The organism is Ruegeria sp. CDSB013, assembly GCF_059611165.1.
The window spans coordinates 1-25,358 of record NZ_JBXWPA010000003.1; the positions used below are offsets into that span (position 1 = coordinate 1).

Below are 25,358 nucleotides of genomic sequence, written 5' to 3' on the forward strand. Positions count from 1 at the left end.
TGGAACTCCACGCGGTGGTCGCTCATGGAGAGGACCCCAGCTCGTGGGACGCCGACACTCGAGAATATCTGGAAACACTGATAAAGCCCGCGTGATCAAATTAATTAGGCCTCAAATTCCTAGGGATAATCGGCCAAAATTTTCGGCTTGGTTTGTTTAACCGCGAAGGGCAACTTTCCTCTGCAACTGGGAAATTGCTGGGCCCATTTGTGAGTATCCGGTTTGGGCTGCGGCCCACCGCCAAGGCACCTAGAAGCGCAAGGCCATCACGAACCCAAATCGGAAATGTGTGAGATCGGTTTCCATCACAAACCAACCTGCTACAGCGAAACCCTGCTCTTATTCAGGCAAACCGGCTAGTCGCAAAGACGCACAGTCTTTCTCCAGCCTTTTTCTGTTAGAGAAAAGTTGAGTTTTCGCCCAGTCCGATATGGAAAACTGAGGGCGGTATTTCATCACATTCCGTGCTTCATCGCGAGCGGCCTCAAAGTTCTCTGTCTCTACATGGACGATTACGAGGTCGAGGTGACCAAAGCCTTCAACCCTTTGACCATATTCGGTGAATGCTTTCTTGGCTTCCTCGTATTGACCGTCAAGTCGAAGGGCTAAACCCAGAACGCCTGCATACCAACCTGGATAGTGAGGGTTCAGGGTAATGGCTTGTTGTGCGACTTGGATCGCTTCATTTGCCTGGCCATTGAAAGCTAGGGTGATTGACAGTCTGGCAGCCACGTCAGCGTGGTTTGGATTTAGCGCTAGTGCCTCGTTGAACTTATCGATAGCCGAAACCAGCTTGCCATCGATTGCATCTGCAAAACCCGCAATAGCGTGAGCCTCTGGGTTGTAGCTGTCTATTTCCAGAGCCCGCTGAGCGCAGTCACGAGCCTCCGCTAGCGCGGCACGCCGGTCAGCAACAAATCCATGTCGTGCTTCGACAGTGCAAATGAATCCCAAAGTACAGTACGGAGCCGAGTAACCCGGGTCGAGTGCAATTGCCTGTTGTGCAAATCGGCGAGCGTCGGCGTGAGCTTCCCTAGTAATTCTGCGCGAAGCCTCCACGGCCTTTAGTTGAGCGGTCCACGCGCCTAGGTTTTTCGTGCCGGATCCTCTGAAACGAGCCATTTCTCCCGCCAAAAGTTCGACTTGTAACTCGGTTGCAATCCTAAGTGCGAGTTCATCCTGAACTTCGAATACATCTTCAATGAGGCGATCATAGCGGTCTGCCCAAATGTGCATACCGGACTTTGCATCGATTAGCTGTGCTGTGATCCTCACCCGGTTCCTGCTTTGACGGACACTTCCCTCAAGAACAAGATCGACACCCTGCTCCAGACCGACCTGTTTCACGTCAACGGAGCGACCTTTGTAAACGAATGTAGAGTTACGCGCGACGACCAGTAAATTCGGGAGTTTTGATAAAGTGGTGATGATCTCTTCGGTAATTCCATCTGCAAAAAACTCCTGATCGGGGTCAGAAGAAAGATTATCGAAAGGTAAGACGCCGATTAGCAGAGACTTTGTATGGCTAGCCGGAGTTACTCGCGGTGGGGCAGAACCTGGCGGCGACCATTGGAAAACTTCTATTGGTGACGGCGCGTTCTTAAACTGTCGCTCTCCAGCGCGATAAAATTGCTCAGCGAGGCGCTCGTCAAGGCTGCGATGGACGACATCTGAAATTAACACAGCCCCTTCGTTGGAAGCCTCTTGTAGACGTGCGGATAGATTGATGCCATCGCCGAAAATGTCATCTTCGTCGAATACGACATCTCCAAGATGCACACCCACTCGTAGTTTCAATGAGGACTGGGTTAACACCTGGCTTTGAAGATCAAGGGCGCATCGTACTGCATCAGATACCGAGTTAAACTCGACTATCCATCCATCACCCATCCTCTTAACGACATTACCGCGATGATCGCTAACCAAAGGATCAAATAACTCTCGACGTAGAACGCGAAGTTCGCCGAGAGTCCTATTTTCATCTGCCTTAATCTGGCCTGAGTAGTTTACTACATCGGCCGAGAGTACTGCGGAAAGTCTGCGGTCTCCATTCATGTCTAATGGTAGCGCAAATTACGCTGCTTGGAAAAGACAACATGATTTCCTGAACGTCGCGCATGTCCTAGTGAATGGCTTGGTGCAAAACTGAAAAGCGTGACTGTGATTGTCTGCTTCGGGCTGCCATCGGCCCATCCGCACACCGCAGAGAATGATTAATTCGAGCCCAGTGCGGACGCAAAGTTAGATGGGCAGACGGGCGTGGATCTCAATCGGGGCTATCAATCCGCCTTCTATGTTTCGCACCATGTTTTGGACCTTTATCGCTGTGTCGTCGCCCATGATCAGATGCAGGCCAAGATGTGGAGGACCATCCGCACGGCTTTGCGCAGCCGCCAAATCTTCAAAGAATTGTTTGGCAAACACGGTGCGGTCGATCCTATCGGTCAATTCGAAACCAACGGACTTCAAAGCCGCCTCATATGTCTCTGGTGGTGCAAGCGCACTCTGATCCGAAGTCGAAGCCCAAGGCGCTGGATAATCCATATTGCCCTCGCCGACTTGCATCACATCGTAAATCGCAAAAATACCCCCTGGTTTAAGCAAACGCATTGCCTCCCGCGCGATGCCAACTTTGTCCACAATATTCATGCCGACGTGGATCATGTAAGCAGCGTCCATCGAGTCAGATTCTAACGGCAGATCAAGTACGCTGCCTTCGATGAGTTGAACCCGATCCGACATGCCCGTCCATTCTGTAAGGGCGCGTCCTGTTTCAACAAACTCGGCGGTTAAATCGATGCCGGTCACATGAGCCCCAGTGGCCGCTGCGACATAGCGGGCAGGACCACCGAGGCCACATCCAAAATCGACAACCCGACTTTGGGGCGAAAGGTCCAAAGCCTTCACAAAAGGTTCGGTCGCAAGGCGTCCGCCAATGTGAAACTCGTCAACCGGCGCCAAAGCGTCGCGAGAAATCGGTGGGGTCAAGTCCAGTGCTGCGCAACCATCAGAAATTCGCTTTAGCAAGTGACCGGAGTGGTAGTGGTGCGCGACTTCATTGGGATCAGTCATGTTGAAGCCTCCCTAACTTATGCCGCTATGGTAGACTCGGTGATCTTGAATGTCAGCTTTGTCCGCAGAGTGGTCGTTCGTACCAACTGCCGCGAATGACCGCTTCGAGCCCAAACTACATGTTTTCTGTGATGCAGCGAATGTCGGCTTCAGAGTGGCATGCTATAGAGGCTACACAAGTGGTCACGAGTTTGCCGATACACGAGGCGAAGGCTGGGTTGTAACCAATTCTTTCATCTGTATCGGGGCCGTGAAAAAAGCGTTAAGCCCATGAACGTTGTAATACCGTCGCCAAGTGGTTATATACGCCCCACTAAGGTTCTGGTTTTCTGCGGCCTAGGCGTATCGCCTGCCAGAGTAAACTAAGTTCTTCCATCATGAAAATTCAGCTGTCACGTCCTCTACTTGGATCTGATGTTTGGGAAGGTTGCCGATGTTTTCGCGCACAACCACATCGCTTGTGATGTTTGTTGATCCGTTTTGGTGATCAGACGCACCGTCGGTTTGCCAAAGAACCACAACGCAACCGTTGATCAAACGAGCTTCCGGTAGGCCCGAACTGCGCCTATCGGTCATCGCGGCTTGGGAATGGCCCTAGCGCGAGAATAAGAATGCGCAAAAAGACACAAAACAGCGCGGCGGCGCTTTCTCCGCCAGAGGATCTAAAATGACATTTCCAGAATGGACGAAACCAGGCATCTACGGTGCTTTGTGTGGTGCGATTGCGGTCTCAATCCTTGGCTTTACCTGGGGCGGGTGGACAACCAGCGGTGGCGCTCAAGAATTGGCGAAGGACCATGCAAGCGAAGAAGTGACGCTCGCGATGGTGCCGGTTTGCCTGAACAGGTCAGCTGCTGACCCCAAGCGCGAAGAAATAATCGTAACCCTCCAAGAGGCCTCTGGCTTCAGTCGCCGCAAGGCTATGATGGATACGGGTTGGGCTACGTTGCCGGGGTCGGAAACGCCAAGCCGTGACCTTGCAGATGCCTGTATCGCGGGGCTTGAGCTGGATGGATCATAACTCAAAGGCAATGCCGCAACTCTGTCAGGCGATCTGGGGAGCGCATCCGTCACCAGGCATTCAGATGATTGCGGCTCTGATTGTGCTCCCAATCTGTGCTCTGCTTCTGTTTTCAACGCCTGCATATGCTCAATCCACATCGCAACCTGTGCCTGAAAATGCCACTGCAAAGAGCTACGGTGACGGCTGGAAATGTAACGCCGGGTATAGGCTGAGTGGCGATGTCTGCGCCGTTGTCATAGTGCCAGCAAATGCGTATCCGACCAACCGCACCTATGGCTCTGGTTGGGAATGTCTTCATGGGTTTCGCAAGAAGGATGACACGGCCTGTGTTGCGGTGATTGTACCTGATGGCGGGTTTCTTGATCCATCAGGTGAGCGCTGGCATTGCTCTCGCGGTTTTCTCAAAATCGACGACACATGCCAAGAAATTGTCGTACCCGCAAACGCTTACCTGGCAGCTACTACCTATGGGCCAGCGTGGAAATGCAAACGGGGGTTCGAAGCATCGGACGACCTTTGCGTCGCTATTGAAGTCCCGGCCAACGCGTATCTGAATTCATCAGGACACGGTCGACCCTGGACATGCGAACGTGGGTACTTTGCACAAGATGGGTCGTGCGCGCCCGTTGTGATCCCTGAACATGCCTTCTTTGACGATGCAAGTTACGGAACGGGATGGAAGTGCGAGCGGGGATACGCTGCCTTAGGTGCGAGCTGTAACGTAATAGACCTTCCTGCGAATGCCCATCTCGACAGGTCCGGAAACCGGTGGGACTGCAACAAGAATTTCAAGTTATCTAAGGGACTTTGCATTCTCGATAACTGAGCGTGCGGCACGATATTCTCGACTTCATTACCCAATGGTGACGGCAGCGTTGCCTTCGGTGTCGACCACAAAAAGGAAACATCATGAAAACCGACTTTAGCGCGGCTAACACTATCCGTCGTCCCGTCAGCGGTGCACAAGCGCCGCCATTGACCAGCGATGAACCCATAAGATCAATCTCTACCACTAAGATCGTCTCGCCACCAACTGCGATTGTCTATTGCCAAGGTAACTTCGCCAACATTGATGGCAAAACTGCTAATGGCCTTGTTCGTCATTCAGAGGCCTACAGGATCCTGTCTGTCATTGATAGCAACCACGACGGCGAAGACAGCGGGCAGATTCTTGACGATGCAGTAAACCACATTCCGGTCTTTAGAAGTTTGGACGCTGCTATCGCCCATGAAACCGTCATCCCAGATACCCTCATTTACGGAATGGCACCATCTACGGGGAGACTCTCATCGACAGATCGCGACGTTGTTCTCGATGCGATTTCACTTGGTATGAACATCGTCAGTGGATTGCATGAGTATTTGAGCGATGATCTCGAAATCGCGTCTTTTGCAGTCGAACGCAAAGTCACCATTCGAGATATTCGAAAACCTAAACCCAGCAAGGATATGCGTCTGTTCGACGGAAGTATTGCAGGTGTGAAGGCACTGCGCATAGCGGTTCTTGGAACCGATTGCGCCATTGGAAAACGGACAACAGCGACCGTATTGGCCCGCGCCTTGAATGCAAGGGGCATCAAGACTGTTCTTGTTGGTACGGGCCAAACGGGTTTGATGCAGGGCGCAAAATTTGGAGTGGCAATGGATGCCGTGCCGCCGCAGTTCTGTTGCGGCGAGCTTGAAGGTGCGATTGTTGACGCTTCCGAGGCTGAACAACCCGATGTCATTTTGATTGAAGGTCAAGGAGCGTTGAGCCATCCGGCGTTCTGCACATCCGCCTTTATCCTGCGGGGCAGCCAGCCGGACGCCGTGATCCTTCAACACGCTCCAAAGCGCGCGCATCGCTGTGATTTTCCCAATATGTCAATGCCCAAGCCTGCAAGTGAGATTGCCCTCATCGAAGCGTTTGCTGACACAAAAGTCATCGGCGTCACGCTCAATCACGAGGGGATGTCTGAGGCCGAGATTACCGACACTATCGCCGCACAGTCACAAATGCTCGGGTTACCCGTAACGGATGTGCTCAGCCGGCCGGCATCGCATTTGCTTGCAATGGTTGTCGCCGCCTATCCTGGGTTGCATCAACCCACGCCTGTGGCTGCGATATGAGTACACCCCGCATTGAGGTGCATCTGAGCAAGATACGCCACAATGCAAAGACTGTGATCGGGCGCCTCAAGACACGCGGCATCAGCGTCACCGGTGTGACCAAAGCGGTGTGCGGGCATCCAACCATCGCTCGGGCCATGCTGGACGGTGGCGCTGTGGGACTTGCAGAAGCGCGTCTTAGCAACGTTCGGAAGTTACGCAATGCGGGCATGACATGCCCGATCACCTTGATCCGTACACCAATGCTGAGCCAGGTCGATCAGGTCGTCCAGTACTGTGAGGCAAGCTACAACACAGAAATCCTCGTGATTACCGCTCTAGCCGCCGCCGCAATCCGGAAGGACTGCATTCACGGCATTATCTTGATGGTTGAGATGGGCGATCTGCGCGAAGGGGTCATGCCCAAATACCTCGGTTCAATTGCACGGCAAGTGGTGGATATGCCAGGTGTCGCGCTAAAAGGCATCGGAGCGAACTTCGCATGCCTGAGTGGAATTGCCCCGAATGCAGCAGACATGGACGCCTTGTCTGTCTTGGCGAATGACACAGAGGGGCAGTGTGGCCCCTTCCTTCAGACGGTATCTGGCGGTAACTCGGCCAACCTTCCTTGGGCCTTCAGTGGGCACCCAGCTGGTCGCATCAACGATTTAAGGCTGGGGGAAGCAATACTTCTGGGCGTTGATCCGGTTTCCGGAGATCAGATAGGCGGGATGTATACGGATGCCTTTACGCTTGTCGCCGAGGTCATTGAAACAGGGTCCAAACCTTCATCTTACCCTCAGAGCATCTGCGACCCGGTATTCAAAAGACTTCACCTTGTTCCAAAAAGTGGACAGAGCACACAATTAGTTCTCGCCATTGGTCAGCAAGATACGGACGTTTTGGGGCTTTCTATGCCTCCCAGAAACAGACTCATCGGTGCAACAAGCGACCATCTTGTCATCGGCACACCCCATTCGACAACAAACGTAGGATCGGAAATGAGATTCCAAATGAACTATAGTGCGTTGATGAAAGCTATGTCCGCTCCTGACGTTAAAACAAAGCTGCTCCATCGCAGTCCTTTACGACACGCGCGTGTCTCTCAAGGACCAGGCAATCACCTGGCATCAATTTGAAATACTCAACTGACAAATGCGCCGTTGAAAACGGATAGGAGAATAACCATTGGCAAAGCTGAAAAAAACAACTGTCTTCAATGCACACGTTCCCAAGGCGGAAACGCCGATGGACAAAACAACGCGGGTCGTTAGGGAAATGGTCAACGAAGAAGCTGAGCAAAGACAGATCAAGAACGCCCGGCTTCGCAAAACTCGGCTCGAAAGGGATGCGACGACTCCATCTGAAGCCTGTCCGCCGAAGCCCGCCAAAAAGCGGTGACAGGATCGTTGGCCCTCCTCTCCGCGCGACTTGATTGAGCGAAACACAAACAAAGTGGCTAGCGAGCACTGTTTATCTCATGCATCAGTAGCGCCCGTACTCGTTTCAAGGATATTGCCATGACACTCTCAGATGAGAGCTCAGAAAAAGTTCACTACATCTGCCAAACATATGTGGAACGGAAGCCAGGACGCGGAGGGCAAGGAAGCTTGAAAATTGGCAAGCAATTTGAATACTCCACGGCAGCGGAAGCACAAAACAGAGCAGAAAGAGAAGCGCAATCCGACGATTGCGCTGGCGCCGATGCCTACATGGTCAGTGAAGATCCGAACAGTGGCGAAGTCGGGTCGCCAAGTTTCCTCATTAGGCTTGGCAACGTCCCGGAATTTGATGAGTTTTAGATATTTTGGACGTGGATTTTGCAAAGAAACTGGGCCATGAATACCAGAAAAAACGGTCATTGGTGCAAGCGCAGCGAAAGCTACTTTTGTCCGCAACCCGGAGCTGCAAAGCCTATTTTAGAAGGTTCGGTTTGGGCCGTCCGCGAAACTTTGCAAAGGTCGCTATCTGCGCTTTGCTGCAATTTGGGCACCGCGTAGCGTCTATTAAAGTGGCCTCGGTATCGACCGTCGCTGACTTTCGTATAAGTGGCTAGAGAAAGCCTTAGACCGCACATGCCTACTGTGCTTACAATTCTGCGATGCGGACAGCCTATTTGGCACTCGTTTAGCGAGAAGGTTCCCGGAACTACGCGGTGAATTTCGAAGTGCAGCACACTCCGTCTTGACATGGCGACACGATCTGGTTCAGCTTCGGCTCATGACGTACACACGCATCCACTGCCAACGAATATCGACCTGAGGTCGATAACCCACGCGAAATCCGTGGGAGGCAGCATTGGTATGCGGGCGAGGCTTATATCCTTGTAATTGCTCCAGATTAGAGTGCACGAGTCGGTTCGATTCCGACGCCTCCTACCATCCTCAGGAGGAGTCCGACATGGCGGACGACGTCACGAACACAATTGACTTCAACGATATCAAGCAATCGGTCGAGGAGAGCCTCGGTCGTACACCCGAAGGTTGGTCTGGGTTGGCGACGACGCTCTTCACAGAGATCAAAGAATACTGCGATCTGAAGGATGCCACCTACCCCTTCATCCTCCAGATCAAAGAGAAACTGGGAGAGCTCCGCATCTACCACCGGTGTGATGATCGACACATCCAGTCGATCATCACCGTCACGATTGCACGAGAAAATCGTACCTGTGAACGATGCTCAAACGCTGCCGAGACCCACATTTTGGATGGGTGGTACACGACCCTGTGCTGTTGGTGCGCGCATGATGTCGCGAGCAAGCGCCACCCTGAAAGGAAGAGGTTTTTTGGTGTTCGGAAAAAGCCTGTTCGGGATCGAATGACCTGTTCTGTTTGCGGCTACATCGGCCAGATCGACCGGACTGATGATCGGGGGCGCTGCCCTGCATGTGTGAAGAAAGGGTGGTGAGTGATGCTCAAAATCGTCGTCTTCGCAAACGAAAGAGAGATTGCCCGGGCCCATGCCGGGAACGTCAGCGATGATATTAGTGGGCTCTGCGACTACGAAGTGCGCGTGAGCGAACGACAGTCCGAGCAGCTCGGTATCGAAGAGAAAGCAGTACGCTTCGAGATCTCGCTGCATGATCGCACGCAGACCGTGTGGGCACTGGTTGAGAAGATCGCCTCAATGTGGCTAGAGAAGACCGGTGCGCGAGAGCCCCGCCCTAAGGCTGATGAAGTGGCGCGCGCATTCCTGAAGCTGAAGAAGGCCAAATTTCTCGCCGGACAAGTACCGCTGTCTGATCCGATCAGCAGCGCAGAGGAGTTTGATGCTCTCATTGATGGCGTCGAGATTGATCCACTGACCAGGGCACTTTTGGCACTGCAAGCAGCAGAGATCGCATTGGGCCGCGCAAAACTGTCTGGTCCGGTCAGTGCAGAGGAAATCAGAGCGCGCAAGGTGAATGAGAGTGACAACGAATTGCTGTCGCTGATTCAAGCGAGCATTCGCGAATTGGATGAGCGCATCGCTAAGAAAGAGAATGACGATGGCCAGGACGATTGACCCAGTTTTCTCGAAAACTGAAGATCCGAGATTCCTACGCCTGTCGATTGCGGTTCACGACAGTGAACGCAATGTCGTGCTCCCAAGCTCACCCAAGGGTTTCGAAGGTATCGAAGATCTCACGGAAGAAGAAATCAGGCGTGTTATTCATGAGAAAGCTGACGCGCTGGAGGATGAGTGATGAAACAGGTTGTCGACTGGAATGACATCCACACAAGCGTGCTGAAGGAGCTTGGAGAGCATCGCCAGGGATGGGCTGACCAACTCGCACTGGTGCTTGAGGATGTAAAGCGCAGTGCTGCACAACACCCTGACATCTTTGGGGATGAGTTGCCGGTGGTCGTGCAGATCAAGCAAAAACTCGGCGGATTGCGCGTCTACACACGAGAATGCAATCGAAACATCTTCGACGAGCTGGAGACGCGTGTCGAAGAGATCGAGAAGAGGTGTGAGAGATGTGGAAATTCTGCCGGAATCCAAAGCATCCAGGGCTATCTCACGACGCTTTGTTGCTGGTGCTACAACAACTACCTTCAAAGTCGATTTGAAGGCGCTGAGGCGAGGTGGCCAACAGATCTTGAGCTCAACGTAGCAAATCGTTTTCCAGACCTGGTGAGCGCTGATACGGCATCATTATGGCCAAGCATTGGTCCGGGTCGGCTCGTCCTGCTTGGAAGGTTCCTGGCGGAAGCAGAGCATCTGGTTCGAGAGAACTGTGAGACACCGATTCAAGTGCAGATCTCGGATGTGACGGCGGCCTCAGACGGTTCAATCCAGATCATCTTCCGTCGGTACGATCAATGCCTGGATCTCCCGCTCAAGCGTCTCGTACTGGACAGCAAGCGCACATGTGCAAGATGTGGTCATGTCGGGGATATCGTACGGAAGAAGCACAAGGCAACTGCCCTGTGCGCGCATTGTCATGAGCAAGGCGATTGGAATCCCTTCGTTGAGTGATGAGCTTTCCGATGGAGAGACCTTTGGACGTCCGTTGGAGTCCATCCCTCTGGATGACCTGATTGATGAGCTAAAAGCACGTCTGAAAAAGGATTCAGATGCATGGCCGGCACTTCTGACGACTGTACAAGAGCACATCGTGGACGCTGCTCCAGCTGATGGACCAGCAGAATGGACAGACATCTGGATTAAAGAGAATAAGTGGCCAAAGTGACCGAAAAAGACGAAATCACAGAAGGGTCTGGTAGCGTCTATCAAGACCTTGGCCTCCCGGAACCAACAGTCAGCCACATATTCTGCGACTTAAGGATCGTCGCCGTCCAAGACAGCTTTTACCCGATTGAGATCGCAGTTTTGAGGGTGATCGATGACAAGCCACAAATTTGGAGTTCGCCCATTTATCCTGCGCGATCATGGCCACAACAGGTTCTGGATGCGTCTCCAATCGACCTGTCGACGGCTCCGGTCGCTGAGGAGGTAGCAAACCAAACACTCGATCTCATCGAGTTCTGTGAAGCCGGATGGATCTACTCGGATTCTTCAGCGACTTCAGGATTGTTGGAGCGTCTATTGGCTGAAGCAGAGGTTGGGCATCTACACAAAGTCGACGTACTTCGTGCGGAACAAATCATGCAAGATGATGCATCTCGTCGAGCGATGAAACAGCAACTGAAGGTACACAAGCGGATATCTGATGTTCCTCGCGAAGAGGTGGAGCGGTTGTGGGCCTGCTACCAAGCAGTGAAGGCCTCAGAGGAAGGAGGTGCGCGATGAGTATGGCGCACGATGCTTGGTGAAGATCATCAAGCAACGCGGCGAAAAGGCCAATCGCATTGAAATGGGATTATTCAAAACACTGATCGGGTCCGCAGGATGCGAGATCGCGATATTGCAAATGCATAACTTTCGCGACCTGAATAAAATCATCAAATCCCGGCTTTTTACTGCAAAACCGGTGCGTGAATTCGACAGCTCCGGGAAATGAACATTTTTGCCGTTGATAACTTGCAAGGCAATCCGCGCAATATCACTATTGGACTAACCGCCGCGAAACCGTCCCGATTAATTGACTGCGATAGTGTCGGAGCACATTGAGCGGAGACTGCCGAGAGTTCCAAAGAGCCCCGACTCCAGTTTCAACAATCGGCGAATCACCTCGATCAGGACACGGGTGATTTGGCTATTGAGGCCATTTGACGAGACGAAAGTGCAGGAATTCTATTCTTACACTTGAGCGCTCTCTCATGCCGCAACGACAACTATCTCTCTTTCAATTTATCCTTACTCGGAAGAAGTGAATTAGGCAGAGCCTAATTCAGGGTCGGTTTTTGCAACGCAAGTACTCCCAAGGATAAATGTTTAAAAACAATGTTTTATTGAGATATTGGCGGAAGTTTGATATGCTGATTGGCGTGTCAAACCTATCCCAACCTGGGCGGTGCACGAAATGAAAGCGAGGCTGAGAGATATGCCATTCGTTGTAGATAAATTTGCTGCCGGTGACGCAGTGCTGAGTTCGGAGGCGCCTTTTCGTTGAAAAAGACGAAATGCACAAATCGGCTAATCAATGAGGCTGCCAGTTGCTTGAAGCGCGGTCGAATGATCTGACAAATTTGTCACATTTTGTCGGCGTGAAAGTCACATCAACTACACCCGCGTCTTTTCGATTGCGCAGACCTCCGAGTTTTGAGTACGAGAAACGCCCATGCAAAATGCTGACCAACATATCGCGCCCAATCAGATACGGGTTTTCTGAGTTTCCGATCCGTTGGTAGCTCTCTTCAGCGATAGGTTTACATATCCTGCTTCTGCTGTGAGCTCCTATAGGCACTAAGTCGATATGAGGCGCTTATCATGGCGTTTACTACAAAACATTTGGGGTTCTTGAAGACGTGTTGCGATAGCCATCGCGACATCACTCCTTCTTTTGCTCCACGTTTCTTGAATCTCACGCGAATAGCCGTGTGATCGGGCGGTTTCGGCCGCCTGCTTCCCACCAAAATTCAAATCACGAGTTTTTCTACCGAACATGTTCGGTGGGCTCGATAAGACGTGAGGTATTCACATGAAGAAAAACTTTCCTGACGGAATTCGGCTCCCGTCGGATTTTCGTTCAGACCGCGCCATTGCGAAGGCCGCGAAACACCATTGCACTGCTTACACCGTGATCGGTTCAAACCCGGGTGTAAGGGTTCAGGCGGAGTCTCGTCTTGAGTTGGTCAATCTGCTGGTATTGAACGCCCAGCTGGAGATTGAAGACATCTTCGATCAAGTGCGGTTCCGTTGGAATGGCTTCAGCGAAAAGGTCCGGGAGCATGTGTTCGACTACGTCGCACACATTCGTGGAGGCTCTAAAGTTGCCTTTGCCGTAAAGCCAAGTCTCCGGGCTACGAAGCCAGAATTTGTGAAGCAAATGCAGGAGATTGCGTGGTTTTCCACTCGGTCTGGCTTTTGCGATGAAGTACGGATCCTGACGGAGCACAGCGCAGACCGGATTGAACAACGGAATGCTCAGTTGTTCTGGGCTGCGCGTCATCCAATGCCCAGTGCCGACGAAGTGGCCTGGAATGTAGCCCAAGACCTTGTTGGCGCTGCTTCGCTGCGCGACCTGACGATCAAAACTGGGCTTGGCGTAGACGGTTGGCAAGCGCTCGTACGCTTGGTTTCCGCGCAACACCTTGTGCCACTTACCCGTGAAATCATCGACCCCCAAACAATTGTCCAACGGAAAGGATAATTCCCATGACTGTTCACTATGATCTGATCAAGAAAATGGCTGAAGCGAAGAATACCGCAAGTACTTCAACAAAAAGCCGCTTTGAAATCTCGATGTATGACCGCGTAACGATTGCAGGGAAACGTATGCGGTTGGCTGGCAAAACGGCAAATGGCTATGTCCTTTACCCAACTTCTGGATCAGGACTTGCCGAGTTTTTTGGTTATGAAGAATTGAGCCGTCGCAACGCCTCTGGCGAAATTGTGCATGAACGTAACCACTTCCTGCCCAAGGCGGATCGCAATCAAAACTTCAATAACTCTATCTCGCTTTTCGATTTGACGGAAAAGCAGAAAGAGCGGTTCTGGAAACGCTACAGCTTGGTAAGCGCTTATCTGGAGCTGGAAAGCGAGGATCGTGTCTCACCAAATGACAAGTCGATCAAGGAGTGTATGGCGGAAATTTGTCAATTGGCCGCAACAATTGCCTTGGAAGAGATGCGGACCCCAGAAGAGTGCATGCGCGACGAAGAAATTCGGTCTGGAAAGCGGCGGCGTCGGCAGGGCGGCGGACGGATTGTAAGGAGCGTTGAGCCCGTCCATGCGACCACGCTGAGGAAGTGGGTGACCGCATATCGTCGAAACGGCAAGCTTGGTCTTCTCGATAGCGTTCACAACCGCGGAAATCGGTATAGCTATTTTAGCTCCGAAGAGCAGAAGTTGCTCAATTCAGAAACGCGAAATAGTTACTTCAATCTCAACCGTCCCACTCAAGTAAAAACCACAGAAGACGTTCAGAGGGCGTTTGAAAAGGTCAATGAAGATCGCAAAAAGGAGGGTCTGACCCCGCTTCGGGTTCCTAGTCGGAGTGCGGTGCGTCAATGCATCAAGAGCTTCAGTGAGTTCGAAGTTTTGCTGCACCGGTACGGGTACGACGAGGCGATGAAACGGTGCAAGCCAGTTGGGCGAGGGATCGAGACATCCCGGCCGCTTGAACGGTGCGAAATGGACGAATGGCGGGTCGATCTTCGCACTCTGGTTTCTAGTACACGTCTCGGCGAACTTTTGACCCTGAAAGAGCTTGAGGACCTCGGTTTGCTTGGTGAAAAGGGGGCAAAGAGCACACGTTGGTGGTTGTCTGTCATTATTGATTGCCGCAGCCGCTGCATTCTTGCGATGAAGCTGACGAAGAACCCTAAATCCGCCACAGCAATCGATTGCTTGCAAATGGCGGTACAGGATAAAGGTGCATGGGTGGATGCCGTAGGCGCCGAAGCGGCTTGGGACATGTTTGGTTTGCCGGAAGTCCTTGTTACTGACAATGGAGCTGCATTCAAATCTCAAGAGTTCATCAGCACTTGCCTGGATCTGGGTATTACCGTCGAAAAAACTATCGCCGGCATGCCTGGTATGCGCGGAACAGTCGAAAGGTTTTTCAAGACTGCATCGACGGGGCTTGCCGCCCGACTTCATGGTCGCACGTTTTCGAATTCGGTTGAACGCGGAGATCATCCGACAGAGGAGCGCACCTGCTTGAACACAGAAGATCTGTGCTTTGCGCTGGTACGCTGGATTGTGGACGTTTACCATAATACACCTCATGAAGGTCTGCACGGCCGGACACCGCTCGAGCAGTGGAACAAAGACATCGCGGACGGCAACTTCCCCGCTCAGGCAGCGCCTGATATGCGCAAGAGGTGGCTGATTTTTGGAAAGAAACTTGAACGGACCCTGAGCAAATCAGGTGTCACAGTTTTGGGTGTTCAGTATCACTCAGAGCAATTGGCGGAGTGGTTTGCGCATCGTGGCAAGCAGGATCTGCAAGTCAGCTGGTTGCCTGAGAATATTGGGACGATCTCTGTGAAGCTTGGGGAACACTGGCATGAAGTGCCAGCGGTTTACGATGAATTCGACAGTGTTCATGCACAACAGTGGGTTGCAGCTCGACGCAAGATGAAGAGTGCTGAACCGCGCCAAAGCGCGTGGGAGCAAAATGTCGTCGCAAATGCGCTTGAAGCCATTGACGCAATGAACCTCAAAAAATCGCTCGAGTTCGGTCTGGTTTCACAGGTCTACTCTGAGTCACGCATGGAGGCGTTGGAAAAGGAACTGTTTGTCGGATTCACCGTTTCCTCGTCTGAGACACGGCTGGAACAGGGGCCAACGCAATTTGGCACTACCGTTGCTCCGAAAAAACCGAACTACTTGTCCGAGGACGAGGGTAACCAGGACCGTCATCCACTCGTTGAAAAAGATGTTTGGGAGAGCGACGAGGAGGGTGACAAATGAACCAGACCAACCCAGTTATCGATCCTCAGACTGTTATGCAGTCGTTGCGGGCCAAGTACTTCACAAACAATCGGCACCACCAAATTACGCGTGAACTTGACCGTTTGCTTCAACCCGACCAGCAAGGTGGTAGGTTGCCTGCTCCGGAACTCCATGCAGGAGGGCTTGAGGCCAGGGGGCTTATGGTTGTTGCAAAGCCGGGGGATGGCAAAACTACCGCGGTTCACAGGGTCCTGAGTCGCCACCCGGCGTTGCAAGCGGCGACAGAGCAGGACTTGCCTCGGTACATCCGCATTCAGGTGCCAAGTCCAGCGACACTCAAAAGCCTGGGCCGCGCCATTCTCGGAGAACTTGGAATGAACGACGTTTCAGAGCGGGCCCCCGCTTGGGACATCTGGCGTGTCGTGAGGCATCGCTTGTCGTTGTTGGGCATCGTCGTGCTTTGGATCGATGAAGCCCAAGACGTTTTCCTGTCACGCTCAGCACGTGAGATTGACGACATGCTCAAAACGCTGAAATCGTTGATGCAAGGAGACCAAGCAGTAGTCCTTGTTCTCAGTGGTACTGACCGGCTTCTTGAGGTGGCGCGTTATGATCAGCAAGTCGACCGACGGTTCAGAAAAATCATGTCTCGACCGCTCGTCGTGGGCCACCACGAACAAAACCTTCAAGGCTTGATTGATACATACTGTCTGATGGCCGGCATCCGACCCGACATCGAACCGGATACACTGACGCGACTTATCCATGGCAGCCGGGGTCTGTTCGGAAGAGCAATCGAGACTATCCTCGCGGCCATCGAACAAGCCCTCTACGAAGAGAGCTGCTGTTTGAAGCGATCTCACTTTGCTGAAGCTTGGAGCATCCAAGAAGGCTGTTCTTGGGATCAAAACGTGTTCGAGATCAATGATTGGGCAGCGCTGGAGATCGATAGCGACGCCGAAGAGTTTGATGCAGAACGAACCCGGCGGCAACATCAGCAAGTTGGACGGGGTTGATTCATTGAGTACAATTTTGCCAATGATGCCCATTTTGCCAGGTGAGAGCTTTGTTTCATGGGTCAGCCGGTTCGCCCGTGTTCAATGTGATATGTCTGCGAAAGAGTTTTCTTCTTTTGTACGTATTCCGCTTCAGGACCTCGCAAGGACCCGAGACAACGCGGTTGAGCAGATGCGCCAGCTGACCGGCATTCCTGCGGAGCGACTTACTCAGGGCGGATACACACAGCTTGCCTTTCGCTACTACAAACATCGAGATGAAGAGTTTCATTCAGAATTCGTTGCGGGCAATCGGGTAAGTTATTGCCCGCAATGCATCTTGAACGACATCTCGGACTGCCATCAGTCGTTGAGAATGCCGGTTGGGAAGATCAATTGGGCTTTTTCACCTGTGAGAACTTGTCCCGTTCATTCCGTTTCTTTGGTCCGAGAGCCTGGGAGAGGCCGAGGTAATCTCTTTCTGGACTTGGCTGCCCATATGCCAGACGAAGCGCGGTTGGCGAAGCTGGCCGAAATTGGGAAACAGAGGCGCGTCTCTGAATTGCAATCTTACCTTGAAGCCAGACTTGAAGGACGCCCTGGGCCAGAGTGGCTAGATGGGCAGCTGATTGATCTAGCCTCACGTACATCTGAAATGCTCGGTGCGTGTATCGCATTTGGTCCAAATGCAAATCTTCCAAATCTATCGCAAGCGGATTGGGACTTGGCCGGGGCGGTTGGGTACGAGTTTACTCGATGTGGCCCTGAAGGCGTTCGAGAAGGGCTTGAAGCGGTGCAGAAGAAGACGCCATGCTCCAAGGTCCAAGCCGGGCCGCAAGGTGTGTTCGGTGTTCTTTATAAGTGGATTCAGTTCAAAAAAAACCGAAAACCGATTGGGCCATTTCGGGAGGTTTTCCGTGAACATATTCTGGAAACCATGCCAATTGGTGCGGGGACGATTCTGTTTGGAGAACCCGTTTTGCAGCGGCGGCGTCATTCTGTAGTGTCACTGAGCCAGAAGTTTGGTGTGCACCCCAGAACAGTTCGAAATGCGCTGATGGTCGCCGATCTGCTGCCTGCGGACTATGACGCGAAACGGGATTTCGGAGCCATTGACGTTGCTCGTTCTGAAGACCTTCTCAGCAGGATGCGGCGTTCGGTTCCGATTTCAGAGGTTCCAAAATACCTAGGCTGCAAACGGCCCCAAGTGACGCAGCTCATCGAAGCTGGGATGCTTAAACCAATCGCGGGCTGTAGAGATGGCCGAAGGAGCATTGCTCAGGGAGTTGACGCCAACGACCTGGACAGTTTTGTGAATCGCTTGCGAAGTTTCGGACAGCCCATTTCTGAGCCCTCAGAGCGTATGTTGGGAATTGCCAATGCGGCTGAAGCCTTGAAAGTGCCCGCTGTCAAGATTGTCGAACTGTTGCTCCAAAGGCAACTAACTGGAGTTGAGCTTCTCGACGAAGAACTGCGTTACCAATCTGTACTTGTTGACGTGGCAGAAGTGGGTGAAAAACTCGGTTGTCAAACCGGTTCTCCCGGGAAATCGATTTCGGATGTCGCGCGAAAGCTTGGCTTTTCTGCCACCTCAGTCGACTTCCTTCTTCGAACTCCACCAGACGGAATGGAACCGGTTCTGACAATTTGCGGACAAGCTAGACACATGGGGCAGATGCGCGATCTTGTTAGCCCTGCTAGCGTGGACCGTTTCAAGGTGGACTATCAAAAGATTACCGACGTTGCGACGAGAATGGCAACAACAGTTCCGGAAGCCCGAAGGAAGTTAAAATCTCGAGGGATCTTGCCAGTTTGGGAACCCAAAGCGGCGGGAGTGGAGCTCTACAGAACCTCAGAATTCTAGAAGAACAAAAAGCTGGAGTAACAGCCGCCCTTCGGGGCGGCTTTTTTGTGGCCCAAATTTTTTTGTGGGCGACAATGAGTTGTCAAGATGGGCGAAGTGGCCGCAGCATAATCAAGGGTGATACTAAATGTATATAAAAAACAATGTTTTGGTTTTTGGGGGCTGCCGATTATGGGTTATTTATGCCCAACGGAACAGTCGGTTTCTGTGAAATGACCCATAGTTTGCCCATTTCGTTCTAATTTGGGTCCACTATCTACACATAGGTTGTACATTGAGCGGCTTACCATGTTGAGAATTCCGCGACGAAGGCTATCTCTCGCGTCACATACGGCGCGAAGCGCGTGCTCAAATTTTTGCTCATCTCCGCTTTCAAACGCTTCTTTGATGAGTCGGAACTACGCGTCCATGTCGCCCGCAAAGGCATATTCTCTTTCAAAGTCTGTGATCGGACTTTCTTTCCGTTTGTTTGCTGCGGGCACTCCAAAAGATGTAGCAGTGTGAAGGTCTCATGTAGAGTGAATAGAGCATCCAGGGTGACGAGCTGAAACGGGTGTTTGGCCGATCTTCAACACCGCGCATATTTGTTTCAATGCGGCGGAATATCCGCATTCCATCAAATGGCCACATCCAGCTGTTTGGCCCAAACGTCAATTATTTCTGACCCAAACTGGTCTTTCGCTTCGATCTAGGTCATTGTCGGCAGTGCCGCCAAAGTAAGCTCTTGCTGCGGCTACGCGAATAACGGCATTCCGGAAATCAAATTGCTTATGTTGTCGCTGGCTTGATATCCAAGAGCTGTGTTCCGCTGAGGCAGTCTAGCCCTCTCACACCAAGTTTGTCGTCGGATATCCACTGAATTGGACCAGTTGAGGCAGCAATTGGGTTTAGTCGATGCGGAGAACGTAGGGAAAAGGTGCCAACTTCCTTACCGTTGGCCTTTGGTCCACGGGTTTGTGTAACAAGAGGCCTTTCAACACATTCAAACCAGTATGACAATAATACCGATTGGCCGACACGTAGACCTTTCAAGCCCGGCGCAAACTCTTGATACAAGATGACTTCACATTCAGGTCCTTCGGCCTCGACATTGTTCGGGCAATCTTCAAGTCGTTCGTAGGGCGTTTTGATTCACCCAATTGGGTTGAGGGTAAGCATCTAGAGAACTTTCTAATAATCATACGGAACGGTATGATTAACTTGCGCTTGCTCCGGAGTCAATATTATCATACTTATGGGGATGATAATATTGGGGGTGGTTACTGCAGTATGGGCAAGATGGAAGAAAAGAGAGAAGCGAAGCGCGTCTCCATCCTGAACGCTGCTAGGGAAGAATTTCTTTCGGCGGGCTATGAAGCCGCCAATATGGACAGGATAGCTTCGCTAGCAGGCGTGACGAAGCAGACCGTCTATCGCTACTTCCCATCCAAGATCGAATTGTTTGGAACAACTATCAAGTTCCTTGGACAATCAAGCAATGCGGACTTCACTCGCCATCTTGAGCATTCTGATACGCGACAAGCGCTAGTCGGCTTCGCAGAGGGATTTATCCGCTGGCACATCCAAGAAGAACCAATGCGTGTCTTTAGGTTGCTGACCGCAGAAAGTGTCAAATCGCCAGAGATCATAGAGACTTTCTTTACAGCGGCCCCTGATGAAACAAATGCCGCACTATATAATTTCTTCAAAAAACGGCTGTCCATTTCCGACCCCCACGAGGAGATACTTCTTTATACATCGATGCTTTCAGCCTACCGGGATGAAGCTCTGCTTGGAAGAAGGCAGCCGAACGACCAGCAGATCGTCCGGCTCGCGGAGGCCGCAACGACTATGGTATTGGCTAACTCTAATCAGTCTTAGGGTTCAGTGCGCACACCGCCTTAACCGTGCGATAGCGAACCACGAACGCTTCGCTAGCAGCGATTTTTGCCACTGAATTGGCTTCAAAGTGTTCAACAACTGACGTCCGAACCGATGGCCTTTTTAGGACGTTGTTGGACCAACGAGCGATGTTTTGTAATTCAGATAGTATGCCCGTCGAGAAATGTTCATCCAGCATCACGATGGCTCGGAGTGAAGGTGCAAACGCTGTATCTACCAGGCTGAAATCGCCCCCGTTAAAATACGTGTTATCGCCCAAAGCCTCGTCAATCGTGCAGAGTTTGGCTCTCAGCTTCTCTTTTTCAACTTCAAACACAACCTGTTCGTTGGCGGTTTTCAATTCATAGATGTGATCCAGCAGATCATAGCTGCGACCAATCCACATGCGATTCTGCGCTCTCTGGAACGCATCCTCGGGATGCAGGTCGCCACTGGTTGCGTCGTTGGCGAACTCGTTCATGGCAGCAGACTCGAATAGCGGCTTACCGTTCACCAATAGAAACGGCGTCGCGCCCTGCGGCGATAACTGGTACACCCACTTCGGCTTTTTGTCGGGCTCTATGTAAGTAACCTTGAACTCAGCGCCCTTTTCCTTGAGCGTGATTAAGGTGGGTTGGCAGAATGGGCAAAAATCATAACCTACAATCTCAAATTTAGTCATGGTCACCTCTTGCTTTGAAATTGGTCAGGAAGTTCAGTCAGTGGTTACTTTGCGTGCAGCAGGGACCACAGTGAGGCAGAGCGCATACCCGACCCACAGAACGCCAAAACCGGGCTTTCGAGATCTCCGAGCGCTTTGATAAATGCAGCCACATCTTCGCTCGTTACCGCGCTGGGCTGAACGGGCACATAGCGGGCAGCCAATCCAAGTTTGTTCGCTGCCTTGTCTATCTCGGCAAACCTGGGCTGCCCCGCAATCTCATCGTCGGGCCGATTGCAAATGATCCCCTTGAATCCAGCGTCTTTCACGGCTGTCGGGTCATTCTCAAAAATTTGCGAGCTTACGCTGAAGTCGGCTGAGATCTGTTTGATGTCCATTTTGAACTCCTGTCATCATAAAGAGGACTGAAACTTTGCGGCTTCAGTCCTTCTGTTTCGCCAGATACAGCGTGTAAGCAGTGATGGTGATCAAGATGATGGCGCCACCGGCGAGACTGTTGGCACCCGGCGCTTCAGTGAAGAAAATGTATGCCCAAACTGGTGCCAGAACGGTTTCCAGCATCAGGGTCATCGAAACTTCAGTCGCTGTGGCGTAGCGAGTCGCAACCATCGACAGTACACGGCCAAACGGGGCCGTAAGAAGACCCATCACGCCCATGATCAGCCATGTGTTGGTGCTGAAGGAGGATGGTTCGGTGAAGAAGAACATGACCACTGCGACGAGGAAGCCACCGAAGCCTACCGCGCCCATGCGGCTAACGTCCGGAAATTTGCGCAGCAATGTCAGCATCAGGGCCAGAACGGCAACGGCAAACAGGGCAAGCAAGTCGCCGTATAAACTGCTGGCACCGCCACCGGTAGAACCGGAAACAACCACGACAATGCCGACAATAACCCCGATGATCGCAAACGTCGTTTGCTTGGAGACACGTTCGCGCAAGAAAATCCAACCAAACAGAGCTGCAACGGCGGGTATTGCACTGAGAATTACGAAGGTATTGACGACAGAGGTGTTCTTAATGGCGAAGACCAGGCCAGTGCTGCTGGCCAACATCAAAATGCCAGCGACAATCACAGGCCACCCGCTTTCGATCAGGACTTTGAACAAACCCCGTTTGTCAGTTACCTGAATGACGACAGCCATGGAAATTGCGGTAAACAAACCAAAAAGGAATGTGGTTTCAAGTTCATCGACTCCAGAAAGCCGGATGAACACCGGGTCGAGGCTCATCAGAGCTGCACCGACAAGCGCGATTAACATTCCTTTGAATCGAAGGTTCTTGCCTGGTTGAGCGGTTGTTGTTTCAGACATTGCCGTATCCTTTGCGTTGTAGGAGCAGCAAATGAAGTTCGGCCACTCATAATCATACTTTCAAGTGTGATTATGTTGGCGTGAGTACCAAGTCAACAAAAATCATACTAATTGGTATGATTTTTATCTAACCGTATTATTGGATGGCGATAGCATTCAAATTGGGAAATTGCGGCATTTGGTGGAGTTGATTTCAATCGCGGGACGAACCAGGCACTCGTTCATTGAAACCGAGTGCCTGGTTCTGCTGGCGATGCAGACATCAACCGTGTTGTGACGTATCCCACCAATGCGGATGCATGAATTGTGGGATAGCCTTTGTCGGGCCGCTCAGTCTTTCGACTATACCTGAGGTCAACTCCAGAGCCATCCAAGCATCAGCCGCTCTCATCAATTCAGGATAAGGTGCCTGCTTTTGGGTCGGCACAAAGCCGTATCTCGGGTAGAATGTCGGGACACCCAACACGAACACTGCGTCCGTTCCGATGGACCTGAGGTGCTCGATGCCAGTCTCCATGTTTTCTTTTCCAACGCCATGGCCTTGGTATTCTGGAACAACGCCGCACGGTGCGAGCAGGTAGCATGTCGCATCGGGATGATCCGCAAAGACAAATCGCGTGAACAGCACATTACCCGCGAGTTTCCTGTCCCGTGCAGCACTGATCGAAATCGTCTCCGGATGGTCAAGGATGCTCTTGGCGAGCTGAGCTATATCTTCGCCTTCGGCCTCGCCAAATGCCAATCGGTGGACGTCTAGAATGGCGTCAATGTCATCGTTTTTCTTTTGTGTTTCCTCAAGTCTGGTTCATTTGGGCGCGCACGGATGTGTTGCCCAGTTTGGTGATGCGGTATTGGCCGCCTTTGATGGATTTGATGAAGCGCTTTTCCTTGAGCCGCGTGAATACGTCCAAGGTGCAAGCTGAGAATACGAAGCCGTCACGTGTGAAGCACTGTACGGATTTGACCTTGCCGTTGTCAGCGCGCACGAATTTTATCTCGCCGCCTAAAGCGAGTTCATGCAAAACACGTTGCTCGTGCTTTGAGATGTTCATTGGGATGTCTCGATTTTACGAAAGTACAACAAACGGGCCACTCAGCGTCGCGCATGAGTGTGCCTATCAGTGTGGGTGTTCCTGAATTTGCGTCGGCAGGAACGGGCGTTAGGCCCGGGACTCTTTCACAAAATCTCCATTGAGAGAGGCCGCTGCCCCAGTCACTGTCAGCACTTAGGCTCTGAATCGGTTCAGGTAAATACAGACCATGCGGAATGCATCCATTGCCGAGAAGCAGGCGTTCGCTACACGACGCTTAAAATGGTAAGATGCGGGACAAAGCTGCCGTTTGAATTCGCTCTGGGAATGTCGGCTTGTGTCGCTCAGTTTGGAGCAGTCGCATACTCCAAAGACGCAATTAGGACACGACTTATTTGGTCAACCGCCCAGCTGCGAACACGTCCGGGTCTATCGCCATGAGATGCACGTCATTAGTTGGCGCCATCTCCAATTTTCTGCACAAACCTTCAGAAGGCGCGTTACCTTCACGGATCCCTGTGAAAAAAGTCCCAAGACCATGGAGATCACGCATAGCAAGCATTGAATTTGCGCCCATGATCAGGGCAATCCCCTCGCCCCGCCGCGATTCATCTGTCGCTAGCATACCCCACCAAGCCTGATCGGCATTCCGGTGATCAGGATGAAACTGCGCAACGGCTGCTGTTGCCGCGACGACTTCCCCCTTGCGGTCACGTGCCAACAAACACACGCTCGGGCGTCTCAGCCCGCGGATGAACGCGCCCATCGGAAGCAGGACTCCACATGCCTGTGTGAGCGTATCCAATTTGGCCAAGTCATCACCTGGTGTTTGCGCATCTACACGCACGAGTTCGAGATCATCGGGTAACTTGCGCGACGCCAAAACCATGGCCGCGGCTTCAAGCGATGCTGCGCTCCCTTGCCAGTCAACGAACTGATCCGTTTTCAGACCGTGCTGTTCAAGCCCTTCACGCCTACGATCGGCAGCTTCGACAGGAGTTCCTTCGGCCATGCAAACGCCCTGTAGTCGAGTCATCGCAATTTGCTTCACCAAATCGATGTCGTTCTCCGCGCTAAGGCCCACCGCGCGGCCATGGCAGGAATAAGTCGGGTCATTCTTGACCAATGTCCAAATACGGTCCGCCCTGCGTTGCAGGTCCTGCTGTTCTGGCTGGCCAAAAAATTCATTCGAAAAATCTGTCATAACTTATTCGTAGCATCAGCAAGCTTGATGGGAAGAAAAATCTAGCAACGCGCTTTGGCGACCAAGTAACAGCGGACAATCGTGTGCAGTGCAGCATTCAGTAGTTTGGGCTCTTTAGTTGATTCCGTTGCGCCTTGATCGAACCGCCGCTGTTGATCTGGGGGAGTAACGCTTGGGCCTTGGTGGCACCTACGGGGACCCTTCGTTGCCGAGCTCAGGCACTTAGACGTTCGCTTTAATATTGTTTGCGAAGCGCGGTCGGGTGAAAATGAAGTTTTTCAGTTCGATATTGTCTAAGCCTACTCTAAAGATCGGGACAAGCGTGTTGGAGGTTTCAACCAGAATAAGCGTATTCTGATCCGACATCGGGGGAAGAAGATCTTTATATAGACCGATATTGTCGTCCGTTAACTTTTCAACATACTCGCCGCGAATTGCAGACCAGTTCACCGAATGATTGTCGTTGGCTGCATCGTAAAGAACTAACGAAATTCGAATTTTCAAATCCGTATCATTTGCCACCATTAATTTGAACATTTCCACCATCGAGTCAATGTATTCGCTATTGATCTCCCGAGTTTCTCGAGAAACTAGGTCACCGATCGTATGTGCTGCTTTGGTGTTCGAGGCATTCTGCCTATAAGCGTCAAAAAATGTATAACCCGCCATGATCGCCCAAAAGAGGATTGGGATGACAAGAACGGCTTCGACGGAAATCGAGCCGTTTTCCCGGCCGAGGAATCGTTTTGAACAGTGTATCGAAAGTCGGTTAATCCTCAT

General features: G+C 51.9%; 26 protein-coding genes and 1 tRNA gene. 17 read left to right on the forward strand and 10 right to left on the reverse strand.

The window, feature by feature from the left end:
- Positions 1 to 339 precede the first annotated feature (339 nt).
- Together AC2FJF_RS06140 and AC2FJF_RS06145 are read right to left on the reverse strand one after the other, a co-directional pair.
- Complete coding sequence (locus AC2FJF_RS06140) at positions 340 to 2,055, reverse strand: adenylate/guanylate cyclase domain-containing protein (protein WP_496720535.1); 1,716 nt, start codon at positions 2,053 to 2,055, stop codon at positions 340 to 342.
- 186 nt (positions 2,056 to 2,241) lie between these two features.
- A complete protein-coding gene (locus AC2FJF_RS06145; RefSeq protein ID WP_496723893.1) occupies positions 2,242 to 3,072 on the reverse strand; it encodes a class I SAM-dependent methyltransferase in 831 nt (276 codons plus the stop codon).
- Positions 3,073 to 3,739: 667 nt separating this feature from the next.
- On the opposite strand from AC2FJF_RS06145, the gene AC2FJF_RS06150 reads away from it, so the two are divergent.
- The 16 genes from AC2FJF_RS06150 to AC2FJF_RS06225 all read left to right on the forward strand — a co-directional run bounded on the left by AC2FJF_RS06150 (position 3,740) and on the right by AC2FJF_RS06225 (position 18,490).
- The gene (locus tag AC2FJF_RS06150; RefSeq protein ID WP_496723895.1) at positions 3,740 to 4,093 is read left to right on the forward strand and encodes a hypothetical protein; all 354 of its coding nucleotides are present in this window, start codon (positions 3,740 to 3,742) and stop codon (positions 4,091 to 4,093) included.
- A gap of 912 nt (positions 4,094 to 5,005) precedes the next feature.
- Positions 5,006 to 6,205: an N-acetyltransferase DgcN family protein gene (locus AC2FJF_RS06155; protein ID WP_496720531.1), complete on the forward strand. Its 1,200-nt coding sequence runs from the start codon at positions 5,006 to 5,008 to the stop codon at positions 6,203 to 6,205.
- Positions 6,202 to 7,323, forward strand: coding sequence for an alanine/ornithine racemase family PLP-dependent enzyme (locus AC2FJF_RS06160; RefSeq protein WP_496720529.1), 1,122 nt, complete (start codon positions 6,202 to 6,204; stop codon positions 7,321 to 7,323). The genes AC2FJF_RS06155 and AC2FJF_RS06160 overlap by 4 nt, the downstream gene beginning before the upstream one ends.
- 49 nt (positions 7,324 to 7,372) lie before the next feature.
- Positions 7,373 to 7,585: a hypothetical protein gene (locus AC2FJF_RS06165; protein WP_496720527.1), complete on the forward strand. Its 213-nt coding sequence runs from the start codon at positions 7,373 to 7,375 to the stop codon at positions 7,583 to 7,585.
- A gap of 119 nt (positions 7,586 to 7,704) precedes the next feature.
- Positions 7,705 to 7,986 (forward strand): hypothetical protein, encoded by a 282-nt coding sequence (locus tag AC2FJF_RS06170; RefSeq protein ID WP_282154323.1) that lies wholly within the window; start codon positions 7,705 to 7,707, stop codon positions 7,984 to 7,986.
- 485 nt (positions 7,987 to 8,471) lie between these two features.
- Positions 8,472 to 8,565: transfer RNA gene (locus AC2FJF_RS06175), tRNA-OTHER, on the forward strand.
- A 19-nt stretch (positions 8,566 to 8,584) separates the two neighbouring features.
- Positions 8,585 to 9,091: a hypothetical protein gene (locus AC2FJF_RS06180; protein ID WP_496720525.1), complete on the forward strand. Its 507-nt coding sequence runs from the start codon at positions 8,585 to 8,587 to the stop codon at positions 9,089 to 9,091.
- A 3-nt stretch (positions 9,092 to 9,094) separates the two neighbouring features.
- Positions 9,095 to 9,688, forward strand: a complete 594-nt coding sequence (locus tag AC2FJF_RS06185; protein WP_496723897.1) for a hypothetical protein — start codon at positions 9,095 to 9,097, stop codon at positions 9,686 to 9,688.
- Positions 9,672 to 9,869, forward strand: a complete 198-nt coding sequence (locus AC2FJF_RS06190) for a hypothetical protein (protein ID WP_496723898.1) — start codon at positions 9,672 to 9,674, stop codon at positions 9,867 to 9,869. Before AC2FJF_RS06185 ends, AC2FJF_RS06190 begins: the two co-directional genes overlap by 17 nt.
- Positions 9,869 to 10,645 carry a hypothetical protein gene (locus AC2FJF_RS06195; RefSeq protein WP_496723900.1) on the forward strand — a complete coding sequence of 259 codons (777 nt, stop codon included), beginning with the start codon at positions 9,869 to 9,871 and terminating at the stop codon, positions 10,643 to 10,645. The genes AC2FJF_RS06190 and AC2FJF_RS06195 overlap by 1 nt, the downstream gene beginning before the upstream one ends.
- Positions 10,611 to 10,859: a hypothetical protein gene (locus AC2FJF_RS06200; RefSeq protein ID WP_496723902.1), complete on the forward strand. Its 249-nt coding sequence runs from the start codon at positions 10,611 to 10,613 to the stop codon at positions 10,857 to 10,859. Before AC2FJF_RS06195 ends, AC2FJF_RS06200 begins: the two co-directional genes overlap by 35 nt.
- The gene (locus tag AC2FJF_RS06205; protein WP_496723904.1) at positions 10,847 to 11,419 is read left to right on the forward strand and encodes a hypothetical protein; all 573 of its coding nucleotides are present in this window, start codon (positions 10,847 to 10,849) and stop codon (positions 11,417 to 11,419) included. Before AC2FJF_RS06200 ends, AC2FJF_RS06205 begins: the two co-directional genes overlap by 13 nt.
- Before the next feature lie 1,390 nt (positions 11,420 to 12,809).
- Complete coding sequence (locus tag AC2FJF_RS06210) at positions 12,810 to 13,382, forward strand: hypothetical protein (RefSeq protein ID WP_496723906.1); 573 nt, start codon at positions 12,810 to 12,812, stop codon at positions 13,380 to 13,382.
- 5 nt (positions 13,383 to 13,387) lie between these two features.
- Positions 13,388 to 15,649, forward strand: coding sequence for a TnsB C-terminal domain-containing protein (locus AC2FJF_RS06215; RefSeq protein WP_496723908.1), 2,262 nt, complete (start codon positions 13,388 to 13,390; stop codon positions 15,647 to 15,649).
- Positions 15,646 to 16,647, forward strand: coding sequence for a TniB family NTP-binding protein (locus AC2FJF_RS06220; RefSeq protein ID WP_496723910.1), 1,002 nt, complete (start codon positions 15,646 to 15,648; stop codon positions 16,645 to 16,647). The genes AC2FJF_RS06215 and AC2FJF_RS06220 overlap by 4 nt, the downstream gene beginning before the upstream one ends.
- On the forward strand, positions 16,601 to 18,490 hold the full coding sequence (locus AC2FJF_RS06225) for a TniQ family protein (RefSeq protein ID WP_496723912.1): 1,890 nt from the start codon (positions 16,601 to 16,603) through the stop codon (positions 18,488 to 18,490). The genes AC2FJF_RS06220 and AC2FJF_RS06225 overlap by 47 nt, the downstream gene beginning before the upstream one ends.
- A 768-nt stretch (positions 18,491 to 19,258) precedes the next feature.
- Here AC2FJF_RS06225 and AC2FJF_RS06230 read toward each other — a convergent pair.
- Positions 19,259 to 19,621, reverse strand: coding sequence for a TrmO family methyltransferase domain-containing protein (locus tag AC2FJF_RS06230; protein ID WP_496724572.1), 363 nt, complete (start codon positions 19,619 to 19,621; stop codon positions 19,259 to 19,261).
- Between the two features lie 138 nt (positions 19,622 to 19,759).
- Between AC2FJF_RS06230 and AC2FJF_RS06235 the strand changes: the two genes are divergently transcribed.
- Positions 19,760 to 20,350, forward strand: coding sequence for a TetR/AcrR family transcriptional regulator (locus tag AC2FJF_RS06235; protein WP_496723914.1), 591 nt, complete (start codon positions 19,760 to 19,762; stop codon positions 20,348 to 20,350).
- Here AC2FJF_RS06235 and AC2FJF_RS06240 read toward each other — a convergent pair.
- The 7 genes from AC2FJF_RS06240 to AC2FJF_RS06270 all read right to left on the reverse strand — a co-directional run bounded on the left by AC2FJF_RS06240 (position 20,337) and on the right by AC2FJF_RS06270 (position 25,358).
- A complete protein-coding gene (locus AC2FJF_RS06240) occupies positions 20,337 to 21,032 on the reverse strand; it encodes a glutathione S-transferase family protein (protein WP_496723916.1) in 696 nt (231 codons plus the stop codon). The genes AC2FJF_RS06235 and AC2FJF_RS06240 overlap by 14 nt on opposite strands.
- A 44-nt stretch (positions 21,033 to 21,076) precedes the next feature.
- Positions 21,077 to 21,409, reverse strand: coding sequence for a protein tyrosine phosphatase family protein (locus AC2FJF_RS06245; protein WP_496723918.1), 333 nt, complete (start codon positions 21,407 to 21,409; stop codon positions 21,077 to 21,079).
- A gap of 43 nt (positions 21,410 to 21,452) precedes the next feature.
- Positions 21,453 to 22,343, reverse strand: a complete 891-nt coding sequence (locus AC2FJF_RS06250) for a DMT family transporter (protein ID WP_496723920.1) — start codon at positions 22,341 to 22,343, stop codon at positions 21,453 to 21,455.
- Positions 22,344 to 22,605: 262 nt separating this feature from the next.
- Positions 22,606 to 23,112, reverse strand: a complete 507-nt coding sequence (locus AC2FJF_RS06255) for a GNAT family N-acetyltransferase (RefSeq protein WP_496724574.1) — start codon at positions 23,110 to 23,112, stop codon at positions 22,606 to 22,608.
- Positions 23,113 to 23,137: 25 nt separating this feature from the next.
- Complete coding sequence (locus AC2FJF_RS06260) at positions 23,138 to 23,395, reverse strand: YjhX family toxin (RefSeq protein ID WP_496723922.1); 258 nt, start codon at positions 23,393 to 23,395, stop codon at positions 23,138 to 23,140.
- Between the two features lie 370 nt (positions 23,396 to 23,765).
- Positions 23,766 to 24,500, reverse strand: a complete 735-nt coding sequence (locus AC2FJF_RS06265; protein WP_496723924.1) for a hypothetical protein — start codon at positions 24,498 to 24,500, stop codon at positions 23,766 to 23,768.
- Positions 24,501 to 24,800: 300 nt separating this feature from the next.
- Complete coding sequence (locus AC2FJF_RS06270) at positions 24,801 to 25,358, reverse strand: TadE/TadG family type IV pilus assembly protein (protein WP_496723926.1); 558 nt, start codon at positions 25,356 to 25,358, stop codon at positions 24,801 to 24,803.

What these genes read in the sequence shown, in the direction of transcription:
- AC2FJF_RS06140 (WP_496720535.1), bottom strand. Translation starts at nt 2,055, where the DNA reads ATGAATGGAGACCGCAGACTTTCCGCAGTACTCTCGGCCGATGTAGTA.
- AC2FJF_RS06145 (WP_496723893.1), bottom strand. Translation starts at nt 3,072, where the DNA reads ATGACTGATCCCAATGAAGTCGCGCACCACTACCACTCCGGTCACTTG.
- AC2FJF_RS06150 (WP_496723895.1), top strand. Translation starts at nt 3,740, where the DNA reads ATGACATTTCCAGAATGGACGAAACCAGGCATCTACGGTGCTTTGTGT.
- AC2FJF_RS06155 (WP_496720531.1), top strand. Translation starts at nt 5,006, where the DNA reads ATGAAAACCGACTTTAGCGCGGCTAACACTATCCGTCGTCCCGTCAGC.
- AC2FJF_RS06160 (WP_496720529.1), top strand. Translation starts at nt 6,202, where the DNA reads ATGAGTACACCCCGCATTGAGGTGCATCTGAGCAAGATACGCCACAAT.
- AC2FJF_RS06170 (WP_282154323.1), top strand. Translation starts at nt 7,705, where the DNA reads ATGACACTCTCAGATGAGAGCTCAGAAAAAGTTCACTACATCTGCCAA.
- AC2FJF_RS06180 (WP_496720525.1), top strand. Translation starts at nt 8,585, where the DNA reads ATGGCGGACGACGTCACGAACACAATTGACTTCAACGATATCAAGCAA.
- AC2FJF_RS06185 (WP_496723897.1), top strand. Translation starts at nt 9,095, where the DNA reads ATGCTCAAAATCGTCGTCTTCGCAAACGAAAGAGAGATTGCCCGGGCC.
- AC2FJF_RS06190 (WP_496723898.1), top strand. Translation starts at nt 9,672, where the DNA reads ATGGCCAGGACGATTGACCCAGTTTTCTCGAAAACTGAAGATCCGAGA.
- AC2FJF_RS06195 (WP_496723900.1), top strand. Translation starts at nt 9,869, where the DNA reads ATGAAACAGGTTGTCGACTGGAATGACATCCACACAAGCGTGCTGAAG.
- AC2FJF_RS06200 (WP_496723902.1), top strand. Translation starts at nt 10,611, where the DNA reads ATGAGCAAGGCGATTGGAATCCCTTCGTTGAGTGATGAGCTTTCCGAT.
- AC2FJF_RS06215 (WP_496723908.1), top strand. Translation starts at nt 13,388, where the DNA reads ATGACTGTTCACTATGATCTGATCAAGAAAATGGCTGAAGCGAAGAAT.
- AC2FJF_RS06220 (WP_496723910.1), top strand. Translation starts at nt 15,646, where the DNA reads ATGAACCAGACCAACCCAGTTATCGATCCTCAGACTGTTATGCAGTCG.
- AC2FJF_RS06225 (WP_496723912.1), top strand. Translation starts at nt 16,601, where the DNA reads ATGCAGAACGAACCCGGCGGCAACATCAGCAAGTTGGACGGGGTTGAT.
- AC2FJF_RS06235 (WP_496723914.1), top strand. Translation starts at nt 19,760, where the DNA reads ATGGGCAAGATGGAAGAAAAGAGAGAAGCGAAGCGCGTCTCCATCCTG.
- AC2FJF_RS06240 (WP_496723916.1), bottom strand. Translation starts at nt 21,032, where the DNA reads ATGACTAAATTTGAGATTGTAGGTTATGATTTTTGCCCATTCTGCCAA.
- AC2FJF_RS06245 (WP_496723918.1), bottom strand. Translation starts at nt 21,409, where the DNA reads ATGGACATCAAACAGATCTCAGCCGACTTCAGCGTAAGCTCGCAAATT.
- AC2FJF_RS06250 (WP_496723920.1), bottom strand. Translation starts at nt 22,343, where the DNA reads ATGTCTGAAACAACAACCGCTCAACCAGGCAAGAACCTTCGATTCAAA.
- AC2FJF_RS06260 (WP_496723922.1), bottom strand. Translation starts at nt 23,395, where the DNA reads ATGAACATCTCAAAGCACGAGCAACGTGTTTTGCATGAACTCGCTTTA.
- AC2FJF_RS06270 (WP_496723926.1), bottom strand. Translation starts at nt 25,358, where the DNA reads ATGAGGATTAACCGACTTTCGATACACTGTTCAAAACGATTCCTCGGC.